This is a genomic window from Enterobacter cloacae complex sp. GYL001, assembly GCF_049237125.1.
GTDB lineage: Bacteria > Pseudomonadota > Gammaproteobacteria > Enterobacterales > Enterobacteriaceae > Enterobacter > Enterobacter hormaechei_C.
Window position 1 is genome coordinate 312,981 of record NZ_JBMKGW010000001.1, and the last position, 17,825, is coordinate 330,805.

The 17,825-nt window shown below is 57.5% G+C and carries 12 protein-coding genes; 6 read left to right on the top strand and 6 right to left on the bottom strand.

The window, feature by feature from the left end; translation table 11 throughout:
- The 4 genes from ACOTWU_RS01495 to ACOTWU_RS01510 all read left to right on the top strand — a co-directional run bounded on the left by ACOTWU_RS01495 (position 1) and on the right by ACOTWU_RS01510 (position 5,037).
- Positions 1-1,371 carry a TolC family protein gene (locus ACOTWU_RS01495; protein ID WP_126499037.1) on the top strand — a complete coding sequence of 457 codons (1,371 nt, stop codon included), beginning with the start codon at positions 1-3 and terminating at the stop codon, positions 1,369-1,371.
- A gap of 184 nt (positions 1,372-1,555) precedes the next feature.
- On the top strand, positions 1,556-2,932 hold the full coding sequence (locus ACOTWU_RS01500) for a glycoside hydrolase family 1 protein (RefSeq protein WP_023296169.1): 1,377 nt from the start codon (positions 1,556-1,558) through the stop codon (positions 2,930-2,932).
- Positions 2,933-2,983: 51 nt separating this feature from the next.
- Positions 2,984-4,306, top strand: a complete 1,323-nt coding sequence (locus tag ACOTWU_RS01505) for a PTS sugar transporter subunit IIC (RefSeq protein ID WP_023296170.1) — start codon at positions 2,984-2,986, stop codon at positions 4,304-4,306.
- Between the two features lie 14 nt (positions 4,307-4,320).
- Positions 4,321-5,037, top strand: coding sequence for a GntR family transcriptional regulator (locus ACOTWU_RS01510; protein WP_023296171.1), 717 nt, complete (start codon positions 4,321-4,323; stop codon positions 5,035-5,037).
- A 41-nt stretch (positions 5,038-5,078) separates the two neighbouring features.
- Here the strand turns inward: ACOTWU_RS01510 and ldtB are convergent, their stop codons facing one another.
- The gene (gene ldtB / locus ACOTWU_RS01515; protein ID WP_015571042.1) at positions 5,079-5,999 is read right to left on the bottom strand and encodes a L,D-transpeptidase; all 921 of its coding nucleotides are present in this window, start codon (positions 5,997-5,999) and stop codon (positions 5,079-5,081) included.
- 222 nt (positions 6,000-6,221) lie between these two features.
- On the opposite strand from ldtB, the gene ACOTWU_RS01520 reads away from it, so the two are divergent.
- Complete coding sequence (locus ACOTWU_RS01520) at positions 6,222-7,817, top strand: ABC-F family ATPase (protein WP_003858434.1); 1,596 nt, start codon at positions 6,222-6,224, stop codon at positions 7,815-7,817.
- Between the two features lie 92 nt (positions 7,818-7,909).
- Here the strand turns inward: ACOTWU_RS01520 and ACOTWU_RS01525 are convergent, their stop codons facing one another.
- On the bottom strand, positions 7,910-10,273 hold the full coding sequence (locus tag ACOTWU_RS01525) for a TIM-barrel domain-containing protein (RefSeq protein ID WP_126499036.1): 2,364 nt from the start codon (positions 10,271-10,273) through the stop codon (positions 7,910-7,912).
- A 17-nt stretch (positions 10,274-10,290) separates the two neighbouring features.
- Positions 10,291-11,592, bottom strand: coding sequence for an MFS transporter (locus ACOTWU_RS01530; protein ID WP_015571039.1), 1,302 nt, complete (start codon positions 11,590-11,592; stop codon positions 10,291-10,293).
- Between the two features lie 286 nt (positions 11,593-11,878).
- Here ACOTWU_RS01530 and ACOTWU_RS01535 point away from each other — a divergent pair, with 286 nt between their 5' ends.
- The gene (locus ACOTWU_RS01535) at positions 11,879-12,952 is read left to right on the top strand and encodes a LacI family DNA-binding transcriptional regulator (RefSeq protein WP_023303349.1); all 1,074 of its coding nucleotides are present in this window, start codon (positions 11,879-11,881) and stop codon (positions 12,950-12,952) included.
- Here ACOTWU_RS01535 and ACOTWU_RS01540 read toward each other — a convergent pair.
- The 3 genes from ACOTWU_RS01540 to ACOTWU_RS01550 form a co-directional block, all read right to left on the bottom strand.
- On the bottom strand, positions 12,949-14,205 hold the full coding sequence (locus ACOTWU_RS01540) for a DUF1479 domain-containing protein (RefSeq protein ID WP_032620020.1): 1,257 nt from the start codon (positions 14,203-14,205) through the stop codon (positions 12,949-12,951). The genes ACOTWU_RS01535 and ACOTWU_RS01540 overlap by 4 nt on opposite strands.
- A gap of 150 nt (positions 14,206-14,355) precedes the next feature.
- Complete coding sequence (locus ACOTWU_RS01545; protein ID WP_126499035.1) at positions 14,356-15,171, bottom strand: Cof-type HAD-IIB family hydrolase; 816 nt, start codon at positions 15,169-15,171, stop codon at positions 14,356-14,358.
- Positions 15,172-15,389: 218 nt separating this feature from the next.
- Positions 15,390-17,822 carry a formate C-acetyltransferase/glycerol dehydratase family glycyl radical enzyme gene (locus ACOTWU_RS01550; protein WP_023296176.1) on the bottom strand — a complete coding sequence of 811 codons (2,433 nt, stop codon included), beginning with the start codon at positions 17,820-17,822 and terminating at the stop codon, positions 15,390-15,392.
- Between the last annotated feature and the right edge of the window lie 3 nt (positions 17,823-17,825).

Below are 17,825 nucleotides of genomic sequence, written 5' to 3' on the forward strand. Positions count from 1 at the left end.
ATGAAAATATTATCCCCTTTAACGGTATGCCTTGCTGTCCTGCTTAGTGCTGGCTGCGCCGACTCTCTGAAAAGCGACTATCAGCCTCCTGAGGTGAAATACCCTGCCAACTGGTATCAGGCGGATGCTGCGGAGGAGAGGATGCCGTTCGACTGGCAGGCCTTTAACGATCCAGACCTCGACGGCTGGCTGCGGCAGGTGATGGTGCGCAATAACGATGTCGCTGGAGCAGTATTGCGTGTTTATGGCGCCCGCCTGGAAGAAGAGCGGATTGGCATCACAAACGATCCGGGACTAAAAGGTTCGCTCGCGCTTGACGGTAAAAAACAGCTGAACAGCTCAGCCCACTGGACCAGGGGCAGCGTTGCCAGTATTAATACCAGCTATGAGCTGGATCTGTGGGGCAAAATAGCGCGGCAGCGCGATGGGAAGGCGTGGGCACGTTTTGCCTCGGAAGAGGATCTGCGTTCTGCACGCCTGACGCTGCTTTCAAATGCCAGTAATAATTACTGGCGCTTAGGCTTTATTAACCAGCAGCTGTCTGTCCTGCAACAAAGCATCGACTATGCAAAAGAGACGCTGCGCCTGGCTAACGCGCGCTATGCCGCGGGCGGTGCCTCCTCTCTGGATGTTGTGGATGCTCAGCAGGGCGTGCTTTCGCAGGAAAACAGGCTGGCGGCGTTGAAGAATGAACGTTTACAGGCGCTCAATCAGCAAGCCGTTTTGCTTGGAACCGCGCTGGGCAGCGCGATAGTCGAACCGAAAGCGTTACCAATGGGACCACTGCCGCAGGTCAGTGGAAAGATCCCGGTCAACGTGCTGCGGCATCGACCCGATATCAGCGCTAAAGAGTGGCGGGTACGGGAAGCATTGGCCACCGTTGATGTCCAGCGTACTGCATTTTATCCAGCGTTTAGTCTGACCGGCTCGCTTGGCACCAGCAGCAGCAGCCTTATGGCCTTCCTGGAAAATCCTGTAGGCTCTGTTGGAGCAAACCTGACCCTGCCGTTCCTGGAATGGAGAGAAAGGGGCATGGACGTGAAGATTGCCCGCAACGACTACGAGCAACGGGTTCTGGAGTTTAAACAGGAACTTTACAAGGCGATGAGTAGCATAGAAGATGCGCTTGCTTTGCGTCATCAACTCCTGGAACAGGAGACGCTTCTACGTGAAGGCCTGGAACTGGCGAAAAAATCAGAGAGGTTAAACGAAGTTCGCTATCGCCAGGGCGCGGTGCGAATTTCTTTCTGGCTTGATGCTCAGGAGAAACGCCGTCAGGCCGAACTGGCACTGTATGAAAATCGCTTTAACCAGTTAAATAATCTGGCAAAAATCTATATGGAGTTCGGCGGTTCGGTATCTTTCCCCTGAATTGCGCAGACTCATTTACGTCTGGCAGCAATATGACTTGCTGCCAGGGCGCAGTTCGCAAGACATCCCTCGTCATTATTCAAACCCATCTCACAAAAATCGCTCCTCCCCTTTGATCGAAATTTCATCTCCGGCTATATGACTAGTCATATCATTTAAATGACTAGTCATATAGGAGGCAACCATGAATCAATCACTGCCAGCCAACTTCTTATGGGGCAACTCGGTGTCGAGCATGCAGACGGAAGGGGCCTGGAATGAGGGCGGAAAGGGGATGTCGGTGTACGACATTCGCGAAGCCGGTGAAAATATCTCTGACTGGAAAGTGGCCACCGACTCCTACCACCGCTACCGGGAAGATTTCGACCTGATGCAGGATCTGGGCATGAACTGCTACCGCTTCCAGATCTCCTGGAGCCGCGTCTGCCCGCAGGGTGACGGCGATTTTAACGACGAGGGTATCGCCTTTTACGACCGCTTTATCGACGATCTGATCGCCCGCGGTATCGAGCCGATGGTCTGCCTCTACCACTTCGATATGCCGCTGGCGCTGGCGCAGGAGTACAACGGATTTAACGATCGTCGCGTCGTGGAGGCGTTTATCCGCTACGGCAAAAAGATGATCGACTGCTACGGTGACCGGGTGAAGTACTGGCTGACCTTTAACGAGCAGAATATTTTCCACATGCCGATAGCCTTCCGCATCTCCGGCTATATGAAGGGGGAGGAAACCCTGCGCGAGCTGTACGAAGTGCAGCATCACACTATGGTGGCGCACATGGCGCTGACCGAGTACCTGCACCAGACTAAGCCGGGCAAGCTGATGGGCGGCATGCTGGCGCACCAGCTGATTTATCCGGCCACCTGCAAACCGCGTGACATCTTCTGCGCCCAGCAGTACGACGAATTCCTCAACCAGAACCTGCTGCGCGTCTTCGCGGGCCAGGGCTACAGCCCGGCGGTGATGGCGGTGGTGGAGCAGGAAGGCTTCGGCGATATCTACCGCGCAGACGATCTCGCGCTGTTTGCGCGCACGAAGAACGACTTTATGGCCTTCAGCTACTACGCCAGCAAAACGCTGGACAGCGATGCCATCCCGGAAGGCACGCCGGTGAACTATTACCTGCTGCACGGCGAGAAAAACAATCCGTACCTGAAGGCCACCGAGTGGAACTGGCAGATCGACCCGCTGGGCTTTCGCACCATCATCACCCGCTATGCCAACGACTGGCGGATGCCAGTATTCCCGATTGAGAACGGCATTGGGGTGATTGAGTCCTGGGATGGCGTAAACCCCATAGAGGATACCTACCGCATCGACTACCACCGGGCGCATATCGAGGCCATGAAAGAGGCGATGTTCGAGGACGGGGCAGAGGTATTGGGCTATCTCGGCTGGGGGTTGATTGACATTCTTAGCTCGCAGGGTGACATGCGCAAGCGCTACGGCGTGGTCTACGTCAACCGTGAAAATCACGACCTGAAAGACCTGAAGCGCGTGCCGAAGAAGAGCTATGCGTGGTTAAAACAGGTTATCCATACCAACGGACGCGAGATGTAAGCCGTACGCTGCCGGGCCGTTTTTGTGACTGATTGATGGGAACTATCCGCTATGTCTGAAACAAAAATAACACCGCACATGCAGTCTTTTGTCGATAAATTTGTTGAGTTCTCGGCGCGCCTGGCAAACCAGGTGCACCTGCGATCCCTGCGCGATGCCTTCGCCACGGTAATGCCGATTTTCATCCTTGCCGGTCTGGCGGTGCTGGTGAACAACGTGGTGTTTCCCTGGATCTTAGAGGGCGACACGCTCACGCAGTTTAAGGTGTGGGGCGAGGCGATCATCAACGGCACGCTGAACATCGCCGCGCTGCTGCTGGCGCCGATGATCGCCTGGTCGCTGGCGCGCAACAAAGATTTCGACAATCCGGTCTCGGCAGTGGTTATCGCCGTCAGCAGTTTCATCATCATGATGCCGATGCGCTTACAGATTACCCCCGTCGGCAGCGACGCCACGGTAAACGTTACCCAGGTGCTGACGTTCGCCAATATCGGCTCCACCGGGATTTTCGCCGGGGTGCTGATTGGGCTGCTCTCAACCGAGCTGTTTATCGCCATTTCACGGCTGAAGGCGCTGCACATTTCGCTGGGGGAGAACGTACCGCCAGCGGTGAGCAAATCCTTTACCGCGCTGATCCCGACGATCCTCACGCTCTCCCTGTTTGCGGTGCTGGCGGCTATACTGGCGAACGTGCTGCACACGGATCTGATCCATCTCATTACGACATTTATTCAGCAGCCGCTGCGGCTGATCAACACCAGCCTGCCCGGGACGATCTTCATTTACAGCTTCGGTAACTTCCTGTTCACGCTCGGTATTCATCAGTCGGTGGTCAACAGCGTGGTGCTGGAGCCATTCCTGCTGATCAATACCAATGAGAATATGCTGGCCTTTGCCAACGGCCAGCCGATCCCGCACATCATCAACAACATCTTTGTGCCGACCTTTGGCATGGTGGGCGGGACGGGCAGCACAATCTCATTGCTGATTGCTATCTTCATCTTCTCAAGACAGAAATCAGCGAAGCAGGTGGCGCGTCTGTCGCTGGCGCCGGGTCTGTTTAACATCAACGAGCCGGTGATTTTCGGCCTGCCGATAGTCTTTAACCTGCCGCTGATGATCCCGTTTGTGCTGCTGCCCGCTATCGGGATTTACTTTGCGTGGCTCTGTACCACGCTGGGGCTCATGTCGCGCTGCGTGGTGATGATCCCGTGGACGACCCCGCCGATCCTCAGCGCCTGGCTGGCGACGGCGGGGGACTGGCGGGCGGTGGTGGTGCAGTTGGCAATCATCGTATTTGGTGTATTCTTCTACCTGCCTTTCCTCAAAGTTGCCGAGCGAGTGGCGTTGAAAAACAGCGGGACAGAACACTAATTTAAGGAAGGACGATGGCGGCGAAGTACATCACCATAGCGCGGGAAATTAAGAAACGCATTATCACCCAGCAGTACGCCGCCAATGAACCTCTGCCGGACCAGTTTGCGCTGGCGGCGGAGTTCAGCACCAGCCGGATGACCATTCAGCAGGCGATGCGTCAGCTGATCGTAGAAGGGCTGGTCTATACCCGACAGGGGCAGGGCACGTTCATCCGCAAAAATTTCCTCCAGCTTTCCCAGTGGGATCTCTCCGGCAGCGACTACTTCGGGGCGACCAAAACCTGGGAACATTTAGGCACGGTGACGAGCCAGGTGGTGCACTTCGAACTGCGCTTCCCGAACGAGAAAGAGCAGGCATCGCTGATGATAAATCCGGATACGCCGATCTATGACTTTATCCGTCTGCGTTTACTGAACGGTGAGCCGATGTCTCTGGACGCCACGGTAATGCCGCTCAATCTGGTGCCCGGTCTGAACAAAACCCATCTTGAAAGTTCGGTATTCCGGTATGTACAGGAGACGCTGGGGCTGAAGATCATGGGATCGTATCGGGTGGTGCGGGCGCTGAAACCAAATGCGCTGGATATGCAGCACTTAATCTGTGAACAGACCGATCCGGTGCTGGAGGTGGAGCAGGTGATCTATCTTGAAGATGGCACGCCGCTGGAGTACGCCCATTGTCACTATCGCTATGACCATGGCGGCATCGTTATCGTGAATAACGGATAAAAAAAAGCGGGCCCCGCGGCCCGCTTTTTTAATTCTCACGATTAGTTCAGACGCACCGGCATACCGGAACGGTTCTGAATCGCCTGGTCAACGATGGTCGTGTCAACATCCGCCTGAGAGGTGACGGACTGCACCGCGCTGGTCAGCTTAATCGGTACGATTTCGTTGTTGTTGATCTGATCTTCGCTGGTGGACAGCGGGTTATGCACTTCAATGTAACGGCTGCCGTCCGGCTCTGACGTCGCTTTCACCGGTTCGTTAATGAACTGCACGCGCGTACCGACCGGCACGTTATCGAACAGGAATTTGATGTCTTCATTACGCAGACGCACGCAGCCGTGGCTTACGCGCAGGCCGATACCGAAGTTGGCGTTAGTACCGTGGATGGCATACAGACGTCCAATGTACAGCGCGTACAGACCCATCGGGTTATCCGGGCCGGCAGGCACAACGGCTGGCAGCGGTTCGCCGGCAGCAATGTACTCAGCGTGCATTTTGGCGGTCGGCGTCCAGGTTGGGCCCGCTTTCTTACGCTCCACTTTGGTGGTCCAGTTCAGCGGAGTGTCTTTACCCAGCTGACCGATACCGATAGGCAGCACGATCACGGTGTTGGTGCCTTTCGGGTAGTAATACAGACGCATTTCGGCGCTGTTAATCACGATACCTTCGTGCACGGTATCCGGCAGGATCAGCTGCTGTGGAATGTTGAGTACGGTACCCGCTTTCGGCAGATACGGGTCAACGCCCGGGTTCGCCTCCAGCATGTTCGACAGACCGAGCTGATACTGCGCCGCGAAGTATTCCAGCGGCTGAGAGTTCCCTTCCGGCACCGTCACCACCTGGTTTTCACCCACCAGACGGCTTCCGTCTGTCGGCAGGGGATACGTCACCGCAGACGCGGTCTTACAAAAACCTACTACGGCTAACGCCGCCGCAAAAAGCGTTGTTAATTTCATGTTCATGTTATGCGAGGTATCTAAGCCATTCTGGCGATGAGTTGATAAGTCTGAATCGGTAATGGGAGCGCATTATATGTGCATTCCCGTTAACTGGGAATTCAGATGTGTACGAAATCACATTTTTTTCGATTTTGTTAAAGTTTAGTGGATTACCGCAACAGGGGATCTCAATTCGGAATTGTGGCATAATGCCGCGTTTATCACACTTTTCGCAGGAATCTCTCCGTGTTAGTTACCAGCAACGTCACTATGCAGTTTGGCAGTAAGCCGCTGTTCGAAAACATTTCCGTCAAATTTGGCGGCGGCAACCGTTACGGCCTGATTGGTGCCAACGGTAGCGGAAAATCCACCTTTATGAAGATCCTCGGCGGTGACCTGGAGCCAACGCTCGGTAACGTGTCGCTCGACCCTAACGAGCGCATCGGTAAGCTGCGTCAGGATCAGTTCGCCTTCGAAGAGTTCACCGTGCTCGACACCGTGATCATGGGGCACGCGGAGCTGTGGGAAGTGAAGCAGGAGCGCGATCGTATCTACGGTCTCGCTGAGATGAGCGAAGAAGACGGTTACAAAGTGGCCGACCTGGAAACGCAATACGGCGAAATGGACGGCTACTCTGCGGAAGCGCGTGCGGGCGAACTGCTGCTGGGCGTCGGTATTCCGGTTGAACAGCATTACGGCCCGATGAGCGAAGTCGCGCCAGGCTGGAAGCTGCGTGTGCTGCTGGCGCAGGCGCTGTTCTCTAACCCGGACATCCTGCTGCTCGACGAACCGACGAACAACCTGGACATCGACACCATCCGCTGGCTGGAGCAGACGCTGAACGATCGCGACAGCACCATGATCATCATCTCGCACGACCGTCACTTCCTGAACATGGTGTGTACCCACATGGCGGATCTGGACTACGGCGAGCTGCGCGTTTATCCGGGCAACTACGATGAGTACATGACGGCGGCAACCCAGGCGCGCGAGCGTCTGCTGGCCGACAACGCCAAGAAGAAAGCGCAGATTGCTGACCTGCAATCCTTCGTCAGCCGCTTCAGCGCCAACGCCTCTAAATCGCGCCAGGCAACGTCGCGTGCCCGTCAGATCGACAAAATCAAGCTGGAAGAGGTTAAAGCCTCCAGCCGTCAGAACCCGTTCATCCGCTTCGAGCAGGACAAGAAGCTGTTCCGTAACGCGCTGGAAGTGGAAGCCCTCACCAAAGGCTTCGATGAAGGCCCGCTGTTCAAAAACTTCAACCTGCTGCTGGAAGTGGGCGAGAAGATTGCCATCCTCGGCGCCAACGGCGTGGGTAAATCCACTATGCTGAAAACCCTGGTGGGTGAACTGCAACCGGATAACGGTACCGTGAAATGGTCTGAAAACGCGCAGATTGGTTACTACGCGCAGGACCATGAATATGAGTTTGAAAACGATCTGACCGTCTTCGACTGGATGAGCCAGTGGAAGCAGGAAGGCGACGACGAGCAGGCGGTACGCAGCATTCTGGGGCGTCTGCTGTTCAGCCAGGACGACATCAAAAAGCCCGCCAAAGTGCTCTCCGGTGGTGAAAAGGGCCGTATGCTGTTCGGCAAGCTGATGATGGAAAAACCGAATATTCTGGTGATGGACGAACCGACTAACCACCTGGATATGGAATCTATTGAGTCGCTGAACATGGCGCTGGAGATGTATCAGGGCACCCTGATCTTCGTCTCTCACGACCGGGAGTTCGTCAGCTCGCTGGCGACCCGCGTGATCGAAATTACGCCAGAGCGCGTGGTGGACTTCACCGGTAACTACGAAGATTACCTGCGCAGTAAAGGTATCGAGAGTTAAAAAAATAGCCGGGTGGCGGCTTCGCCTTACCCGGCCTACGTTCTATCCCCTCTCCCTGTGGGAGAGGGTTAGGGTGAGGGCAACAGGCCGCACTACACCACCCACTCGCCCCCATCAACTCCGTTCACCCGCAACGTACGTTTTTCCCCCGCCGGTAATGACACCTTCAGCGCCTTCCATGCCGGACGATAGTCGCCGCGCGCATTCACCTTCAGGTTGATACTTGCGCCGTCGCACACCATCTCCCATTCCACCCACAGCGCATTGCCGTTCTGGTAGCCCCAGCTTTCGCCGTCATCCTCAAACAGCAGCCCGGCGGTGGTGCCGACGCCTTTCACCGGGAACAGTTTCAGCTCACGGGTATCGTCTTTATCTGCGCTCACGTGACGGATGCGCTCGCTGAGCGGCAAACCGGCCCCGGCGCGTACCAGCAGCGGCAGCTTTTCCAGCGGCGCATCAAGGACGATCGCTTGCCCGCCCGCATACCACGCGTGAGTGTAAAAATCGTACCAGCCGGTTTCGTTATCCGGCAGCCAGACGCGGCGCTCGCGCTGCCCGGCTTCGACGACGCTGGCCACCAGCAGGTCACGGCCCAGCAGGAAGTCGTCGCACTCTTCAAACGTCTGCGCATCGTGCTCATGATCGAGGAAGGTCGGGCGCAGCATCGGCTCGTCGTCGGCGTGCGCCTGCCAGAGCAGGGTGTAGAGGTACGGCAGCAGGCGGTAGCGCAGTTCAATGGCGCTGCGAATCGCAGGCGTGACGCCCGGGTACATCCACGGCTCGTTCACCGTGTGATCATCGTTCCACGAGTGAATGGTAAAGCGCGGGTGCATCACGCCGTTCTGTACCCAGCGCACGAACAGCTCGGCATCCGGCTTGTCGCCGGAGAAACCGCCGACGTCGTGACCGACGTTGAACAGTCCGGACAGGCTCATGCCCAGCCCCATGCGGATGTTATAACGCAGGGTGTCCCAGTTAGTGCGGTTATCGCCGCTCCAGGTCTGAACGTAGCGCTGCATCCCGGCGCAGCCGGAGCGGGAGATCAGATACGGACGTTTCTCCGGCGCAAAGCGCTGCTGCGCTTCCAGCGAGGCGCGCATCATCAGCAGCGGCATCACCGGGCGAATGTGCTTGATGGCGATCTCCTGACCGAAGCCATAGCAGCGCGCTTCCCCGTCCCACACTTCATACTCGTTGTTGTCGTTCCAGGTGGAGTCGATGCCCATCTCCAGCAGCTGCGTGGTCACGCCGTTCTGCCACCACTGCACCGTCTGCGGGTTGGTGAAGTCGAGATGCGATCCTTCGTCATCCCAGAAGCTGGAACGTTCAGGCGCATCGGTTTCTGAATCACGAATGAACAGGCCGCGTTCCGCCACTTCGCTGTAGCGGGGATGATCCTGCAACAGACACGGCTTGATGTTGGCCGCAAGCCGCAGCCCCGCGTCGTGGAACGCCTGGCTCATCACCTTCGGCTGCGGCACTTTGTCGTAGTTCCAGTTAAAGACGTAGCGCTTGCCGTTAATCGAGGTATAGCCGGAGGAGAGCTGGAACGAGTCGCACGGAATGGCATGCTCATCGCACAGGCGGATGAAGTTCATCAGCTGGTTTTGCGCATCCGGCGCGTCGGTGTAGTGCATGGTCGAGCCGCTGTAGCCCAGGCTCCACTTCGGTCCGAACAGCGTTTTCCCCGTCAGGCGCACGAAGGCTTTCGTCACGTCCAGCGCACGCTTGCCGGTAAAGATGTAGTAGTCAATATCGCCCGCTTCCGCCTGCCAGCGGCGGTAGGCGGTGTGATAGTTGTCGATCTCGTTACCCAGATCCAGCCAGCAGCTGCTCAGGTTATCGTAGAACAGACCGTAGCTCACGTCATCGCGACGGGTGAGGGTGAACGGGATGTGCTTGTAAAGCGGATCGGTGCTGGCCGCGTTATAGCCCATCGCGTCCAGGTTACGCATCTCATAGCGTTTGCCGTTGCGCTGTAAATCACCCGCTTTCTCACCCAGACCGTAAAAACGTTCATCCTTACGACGGCTAAGATAGTGCGCCACGCCGTCACCGTGGGCGTTCAGCAGGTAGGCGCTGGTCGGGCGGTCATTGACCAGCGGCTGCCACTCGCCCGCCTCATTGCGGTAGTGCCACTCCAGCCACAGCGGCTGGTGGACGGTGACGCGCAGCTGTTCAGTCGCTACGGTTAACGTGTCGTCCTGCTGCGTCAGCGTCCAGGCAGGGCAGGTGAAGCCGCTGACATCGTCACGACGGCGGCCTTCCCACGGCACATCTTGTTCCGGCGCGATGCTCCAGGTGCGGTTCAGCGCCAGCTCGCCTTTACGTTTGATCAGCACACGGAACAGATTCTCTTCCAGCACATACAGACACAGGCGGTGCTGATTATCGATCAGCAGTTCCAGATGGTTTGCTGACTGCTTATCTACGGTCCAGTTTTTCAGGGTTTTCATATGCAATACATCCACTATCAGGCGCGCTTGGCGCGACGTTCAGCAATAAATGCTACCAGGAAGACAGCGCCAATCAGGTCAAAGAAGCCCATGGCAATAAAAAGCGGGTTAAAGCCGATTTTGTCGGCGGTCACACCGATTAACAGTGAGAACAGGAAGCTGGCGATCCACGCCGCCGAGCCGCGCATGCCGTTGACGGTCGCCATCTGGCCTTTGTCGAACGACTCCACGACCAGGGCGCTCAGCATGCAGGAGATGATCTGGTGCCCGAAGCCGCCGATAGAGATCAGCACGATGGTGATATACGGGTCGCGGGTCACGGCCACGACGGCCAGAGAAATCATCAGAAACGCGCCGGTGACGGAGCTGGCTACCACCGAGTTAACGCGGGTGCAGCCAAACCAGCGGGTGTAGAGCCGGGTCAGGTAGCCGCTCGCCACGCTGCCGAGGTCGGCGGCCAGGAACGGCAGCCAGGCGAACATCGCGATCTGTTTCAAATCCATACCGTGCTCTTTGGCGAGGTACAGCGGCACCCAGAAGCTCAGCACGGCCCAGGCCGGTTCCGCCATAAAGGCCGGGATGGCGATACCGTAGAACCGTTTGTTCTTCGAGACGGTTTTCAGCGCGGTCAGGAAGGGCAGTTTGACCGGCGCAGGTTCGTTATCCTGCTTGATAAACGCCAGCTCATCGCGGCTCAGGTTTGGGTGCTGTTCCGGGTTGTGATAAAACGCCCACCACAGGATCACCCACAGCAGCGCCAGCACGCCGGTAAACATAAACGCACCCTGCCAGCCGAACGACGCGTGAGCAAAGTAGATGATAGGCGGGGCCAGCATGGCCCCAATGGAGAAGCCTACCCCCGCCCAGCCTGCGGCAACAGGGCGCTCTGATTTCGGGAACCATTCACCGATGGTTTTGGCGTTCGCTGGCGTGGCGGCGGCTTCGGACGCACCCATAAAGAAGCGCAGAATCGCCAGGTGCAGCCAGCTTCCGGCACCCGCGTGGAAGATACACATCAGCGCCCAGATCCCGGCGCAGACCATAAAGCCGATTTTCAGGCCGATAACGTCAATCAGCCAGCCGCACAGGGGCTGGAAAATGGTGTAGGCGATCTGGAACGCGCCGACGATCCAGGAGTACTGCTCGGTGGTGATCCCGAGGCTCTCTTTCAGTTCAGGGGCGAGAATACCTAACGAGTTACGGGTGATGTAGTTAACGGTCACGCCGAGAAGAAACAGCACCAGTACGTACCAGCGCAGGTTCCTGATGACGCGACGTGTTTTGCTTGTCGCTACGGTGTTATTGATGTCCTGACTCATTTTCTTCTCCACAAGACGGACGGTAAGGGGACAAAGGTTCAGGTGTCACACAGCGTCAGGCGTTTGAAAGTTATCTGTTTTAGAGCGCTAAGCTGCTATACAACTAGTATGGAAGTTGTGTGACAGGTTCACCTTAAGAAAGAAATTGGGCAGGGAATAGTGTATTTTGTGCAAACTTTCTCATAACCGAGGTTTAATTTTCGGCATTATGGCCTTCTTGCAAGTTATTACCTGATAAACAAGTTGTGAAAATTTTTTCATTTCACATCCGGAGCCAGATCACAAAATGGACAAAAGGCTTAAAATCACCGAAATCGCCGCCCGGACGCAGCTCTCCATCAGCACCGTTTCTCGCGTGCTGGCGGGGAAGGCAAACACCAGCGAAAAAGCACGGGCAAAGGTGCTGGCGTGCGCGCGGGAGCTGGGGGTAATGGACGGCATGGCGGCGGGGCGTCTGCTGCTTAACAGCCTGGTGGTGTTTGCCCCGCAGCGGGCGTTTGACGAGCGGTCCGACATCTTTTACTACCGCGTCATCCAGAGCGTGAGCAAAGGGCTGGCCTCGCACGAAGTTCGCCTGCGTTACTGTGCGCTGGAGGAGAACGACAGCGATGCCCAGCTGTTTCTGGCCCGCATGAACGAAGTGGACACCCAGGCGGCGATCCTCCTCGGTATCGACGATCCGCATATTCACGATCTGGCGGTAGACGTGGGCAAACCCTGTATGCTGATTAACTGCCGGGACCGCCACATGCGCCTGCCCGCCGTCGCGCCGGATCATCGCGCGATTGGCAAGCGGGCGGCGGAGTACCTGTTCGAGATGGGGCACCGGGAGGTGATGAACGTGCTGTGCCTGCGTCGCTACACCATGGAGCTGCGCCTGTCCGGGATCCGCGACGCGTGGCACGGTCATAACCTCAGGTTCAGCGACAGGCGCGACCTGCTGATGGTGTCCAGCTTCAGCGCCAGAGAGACGGAGCAGCTGGTAAGCGAGTGGCTTCACCAGCAGAAAGGGAAGGACCTGCCGACGGCGTTCCTGGTTGGTGGCGATTTTATGGCGGCGGGGACCATCAGCGCGCTGCAAAACCACGGTCTGCGCGTGCCGCATGATGTCTCGGTGATGAGCATCGACGGCTTTAATCTCGCGGCGATTCAGGATGTGCCCTTAACCGCGGTACATGTTCCGCGTGATGAGCTGGGAACGGAAGCGGTGCATATGCTCCAGCAGCGGCTGATGCGCCCGGATGCGCCGGTGGGAACATTGCTGCTAAACGGCACGCTGACCGTGCGGGAGTCGGTACGGCGGATACGTCAGGGGAAACGACGCACCGCCGTTGAGCGGGAAGGGCTGTATGACGGTTAAGCCATGCCCAGCGCGCGCCTGCCGTGGATGTTGAGATCGTTCACGGTAAAGCGGCCCTGCCAGCTTTTCTCATAATCCTCGCGCGGGAAATCGCCCGGTGACGCGCCGGTTTCCAGCGCTTCCTTGACCTTTTTCGCATAGGCGAGATTCTTCTCGCACATCGGCGCGGCAGGAATGTACATCACGTTGCCCCAGCCCTGCTGATTTTCCACCGGCGCGACGGAGTGGATCACATCGCAGTGCCACCACACGGAATCACCGGCTTCCAGCGCCGGAATGCTGGTTAACGCTTCGATCAGCAGCGGGTGCCACTTCTCAGAAATCGGCAGCACGCGCCCCGGCGCCACGCCGCACAGCTCGTCTTCCGGCACGTCGTCCAGCAGCGGACGCAGCAGAATGTAAGCCATTGCCTCCGGGATCGGCACCACGTGCAGCAGCCCCTGGCCGGGGATCATATCCGACAGCGCCGTCCAGCCCTGGAAGGTGCGGAACACCGAGCATTTGGTGGTGTTATCGACGGTGTACTCTTCCACTTCGGTACGATGCGCGGCATTCCACGGATCGTATTTCTCGACGTTGCCGTCAAACACGCGGGCGAACACCTGCTGATAAGCGGGCAGCAGCCAGCGCTCCAGCGCGCCAGAATCGGTGTGTGCGCCAAGTCCTTTCGAGGTGGTTCCCGGCGGGCGGCGGCGGATGCGGTCAGGGTAAATCACGCTCACGTCCGGGTCGAACCACTGTTTACCGTTGCTCTCAAATGTCCATAAACGGTTCAGGAATGACTGTACCTGCGCCATCTCTTCACTCTGGCGCGCCTGCATTTGCGCCTGAGACCAGTAGATCGGATAAATCTCCGGACGAGAGGCCGTTAAGGTGCCGAAGAAGTTATCGCCGGGTCCTTTGTACACCTCGTCAAATTTGTTCAGATCGAGGTAGTCGAGCATCGACTGATCCCACGCCAGCGCCTGCTCGCGCGGGAAGTGGCCTTTGATCACCCCGCAGCCGCGACGTTTAACGGCTTCGCGCTGTTCGGCGGTGATCGTGCCGTTTTTCACGTCGGCAAAAGGGATCACTGGCCAGACGGTTTCGCCTTTGTTTTTGAGAGCGTTGATTTCCGCCACGCGGGTGGCGATTTTATCGCTGAGCCGGTCGAACACCGCCTGCACGTCGCCGATCTGCGCGCGTAATTCACGTTTCATCTGACGGATTGCCGCTTTATGGTCCGCTGGCAACGTTTCGCTGGTAAAGGTCATAACTGCCTCGCATCTTTCATTCGAAAGTAAAAGTGTCTACAAGTGATACTTTAAGTTAAAAAAAAGTTAATGCAAGTTTAAAACCTTGACGGGTGCCACAGGATGGGAAAAGAGTGAGAGGCCGGAGCGAGGCTCCGGCAGGTAGGGGGATCAGGCGTCGAACGGGGAGTGCGCGTCGAGCACGGACTGAATCACATTCAGCGCGCCCTGATGGTTGTTATCGTCGGTAGTGTAACGGCTGACCTCTTTAATGCTGTCCGCCGCGTTGCCCATCGCAAAGGAGTATTTTACCAGCTTCAGCATTTCCGCATCGTTGCCGCTGTCGCCAATGCCGACGCACGCCTGAGGTGAGACTTTCCAGCGTTTAAGCAGGCGGCTGATGCCGTTGGCCTTGTGCAGGCCGGGGATAATCAAATCGACAAAACCGAAGCCGCTGGTGACCGGCTTCATGATGCCCTCCAGGGAGACGTGCAGTTTATCAACCAGATTCGGGATATCGCTGTCCGGCAGGTTCAGGGAGAATTTAAACAGCACGTCGTCAATTTCGCGGTAATCGCTGATGGGTTTTAAGCGATGGTAGTGTTTCGACATCAGCTTCACGAACGCTTCTGGCGCCTTATCGCTGACGTACGCGCTCTCCAGCCCGCAGGCCACGAAATTCAGCCCTTTGTCTTTCAGCAACTCGCCAATGACGATCTGCGACTCATGACGCGTCAGTTCGCCGTGGAAAATCTGTTCGCCGTGATCGAAGACCAGCGCGCCGTTTTCTGCCACGAAGGAGATCTGGTCTTTCAGCTCGGGAAAGAAGGAGATGAGCTGGTAATACTGGTTGCCGCTGGCGACAACAAATTCAATGTCGCGGGCTTTAAGCTGCTCAAACTGTGCCTGGAAGCGGTCACGATCGTACTGCTTGGCATCATCAAGGAAAGTTCCGTCCATATCGGTGACGATAACTTTTACGGTCATACTGTGCTCCTGGGTCACTGCGTTTGAAACATTCTAATAACAAGGTGACGGGGAGCACAAATTTAATTTCATTCGAAAGTCAAAGCAAAACGGCAACCGAAGTTGCCGTTTTTAGTGTTTTCTCCCTCTCCCCGTGGGAGAGGGCCGGGGTGAGGGCATCAGCGTGCGCATTTCCCCCTCACCCTAACCCTCTCCCTCAAGGGAGAGGGGATAAACCGTTACAGCGTATGCTCAGTACGGGCAATAATATCGTCCTGCGCATCCGGCGACAGGGCAGTGAAGAACGCCGAGTAACCCGCCACGCGCACCACCAGGTCACGATACTGATCCGGGTGTTTCTTCGCTTCCAGCAGCGTTTCGCGGGAGACGATGTTGTACTGAATGTGCCAGCCTTTATGCACCTCGAAGAAGGTGCGCAGCAGCACCATCAGCTTCTGGCGATCGCTGTCGTTTTCCAGCGTCGACGGGTTCAGCTTCTGGTTTAGCAGCACGCCGCCGAGAATCGCTTCCGTCGGCAGTTTACCCACGGAGCCAATCACCGCCGTCGGGCCGAGGTGGTCGGTACCGGAGGCCGGGCTTGCCCCTTCCGCCAGCGGGGTGTGGGCTTTACGGCCGTCCGGCGTCGCCATGGTTGCTGCGCCAAACGGCACGTTTGCGGAGATAGACGACGTGCCCGCGTAGTAGTTACCCCCAATCGGGCCGCGGCCGTAGCGTGGGTTGTGATACTGCTTCAGCTCTTCAATGTAGGTCTGATAAGCACGGGTCAGCAGCAGGTCCACGCTGTCGTCGTCGTTGCCGTACTTCGGCGCGCCGTTGATCAGGCGCTGGCGCAGCTGCTCGTGGGTCAGCCCCTCGAAGTCATCCGCCAGCGCCGCCGCCAGCTGTTGCTGACCGATAACGCCCTGGTCAAACACCAGCTTCTTCACCGCTGCCAGGCTGTTGCCAAGGTTGGCGATCCCCACCTGTAGGCCGGAAACCCAGTCATACTTCGCGCCGCCCTGCTTAATGCTTTTCGCGCGTTCGATACAGTCGTCCACCAGCGCCGAGCAGAGAATATCGTGGACGTTCTCTTCCAGCATGGTGTCCACCACGTACTCGATCTCAATGGATTTGCGGGTGTAGTAGCGGATCTGGTTATCCCACGCCGCCATGACCTCATCGAAATTCCCGAAATTACCGGCAGAAAGCGCTTTTTCCTGCGGCAGGAACACCTGGCCGCTGGTGGCGTCGCGACCGCCTTCCAGCGCCGCCAGCATCACGCGGGCGAAGTTGATAAAGCTCATGCCGGTGCAGCGATAGCCCCACTTGCCGCCGACGGCGGTTTCGATGCAGCCAATCGCCGCATAGTCATACGCGTCCTCTCGTTCCACGCCGAGCTTGATAAATTCCGGGATCACGATTTCATCGTTGTTAAACGCCGGCATCCCGAAGCCGCAGCGGATCACCTGCACGCAGGCGTCGAGGAAGTCGTTGCTCATGCCCGCGTGGTAGCGCACGCTCAGGTTCGGCTGGGTGGAGCGCAGACGGCCGCAGGATTCGAGAATGGCGTAAGAGAGCGGGTTGACCGCGTCCATCGGTTCACCGTTGACCAGCTTCTGGCCGCCGATGGTGACGTTCTGATACAGCGGGCTGCCCGCAGAGGCTTTGGAGTGCGAGCCGGAGCGGATTTTGTTCACTTCCAGCAGCTTCAGCCAGCAGCTGTGCAGCAGCTCAATGGCGTGCTCGCGATCCAGACTCTGGTCCAGCTCCACGTCGCGGCGGTAGTACGGGTAAAGGTACTGGTCCATACGGGCAAAGGAGACGGAGTGACCGTTGGACTCAATTTGCAGGATCAGCTGAATGAAGTAGCACAGCTGTAGCGCCTGCCAGAAGGTTTTTGGCGGTTGGTGGGCGATGATGTCGCAGTTTTCCGCCATGGCCAGCAGCTCGTCGCGGCGGCTGTCGCGGGTTTCTGTTGCGGCCATTTCACGCGCCAGGTCGGCAAAGCGTTTGATGTGCAGGCTTACGGCTTCCAGCACGATATCAATGGCTTTCAGGAACTGGTCGCCGTGCAGATCGTCCAGCACCGTCAGGTTGATGCGCGACCGGCGCTCGGCCACTTTCGCGCGCAGGCCGTCAAGCCCTTTCTCCAGCACCAGCGGGAAATTCACCGCCAGGTGTGCGTCACCGGAGGTCATGTTGCCTTCCGCTTTGATGATGCCGGTTTCCAGCAGGCCTTTCTGCTCGTCGGTGAACATGCCGTAGCAGCGGTCCTGCACCGTCTGGCCGCGCCACCACGGGCAGATCTCATGCAGCACGCGCTTGTTCTCTTCGCTCACCGCAAAGCCTGCGCCCGGGCGGTCCGCCAGATCGTCAATCTCTTTCTCAATCCAGGAGACGGTATATTCCGGGAAGATCGGCGCGGCGCGCACTTCGCTGGCCTGGTTACCGATAATCAGCTCGTCATGCTTGATCCAGATGGTACGCTCGGCCAGGTGATGCGCCAGCGCCAGGGCGCGACGTACCGGGATCGGCTTGTCCATGTGCTGCTGATACATTTCGGTGTAATGCTGCGCGCGCTCGGTACAGACCGGCGGCTTAACGATATGCACCAGCGCCGTTTTGTGCGCCTTGATGCGCTCGCTGAGGGTGTTGAGATTCAGGGTGGTCATAAG

Coding starts and splice junctions, on each gene's coding strand:
- ACOTWU_RS01540 (WP_032620020.1), bottom strand. CDS start 14,205: ATGACCTTTACCAGCGAAACGTTGCCAGCGGACCATAAAGCGGCAATC.
- ACOTWU_RS01550 (WP_023296176.1), bottom strand. CDS start 17,822: ATGACCACCCTGAATCTCAACACCCTCAGCGAGCGCATCAAGGCGCAC.
- ACOTWU_RS01495 (WP_126499037.1), top strand. CDS start 1: ATGAAAATATTATCCCCTTTAACGGTATGCCTTGCTGTCCTGCTTAGT.
- ldtB (WP_015571042.1), bottom strand. CDS start 5,999: ATGAACATGAAATTAACAACGCTTTTTGCGGCGGCGTTAGCCGTAGTA.
- ACOTWU_RS01500 (WP_023296169.1), top strand. CDS start 1,556: ATGAATCAATCACTGCCAGCCAACTTCTTATGGGGCAACTCGGTGTCG.
- ACOTWU_RS01510 (WP_023296171.1), top strand. CDS start 4,321: ATGGCGGCGAAGTACATCACCATAGCGCGGGAAATTAAGAAACGCATT.
- ACOTWU_RS01525 (WP_126499036.1), bottom strand. CDS start 10,273: ATGAAAACCCTGAAAAACTGGACCGTAGATAAGCAGTCAGCAAACCAT.
- ACOTWU_RS01545 (WP_126499035.1), bottom strand. CDS start 15,171: ATGACCGTAAAAGTTATCGTCACCGATATGGACGGAACTTTCCTTGAT.
- ACOTWU_RS01505 (WP_023296170.1), top strand. CDS start 2,984: ATGTCTGAAACAAAAATAACACCGCACATGCAGTCTTTTGTCGATAAA.
- ACOTWU_RS01530 (WP_015571039.1), bottom strand. CDS start 11,592: ATGAGTCAGGACATCAATAACACCGTAGCGACAAGCAAAACACGTCGC.
- ACOTWU_RS01535 (WP_023303349.1), top strand. CDS start 11,879: ATGGACAAAAGGCTTAAAATCACCGAAATCGCCGCCCGGACGCAGCTC.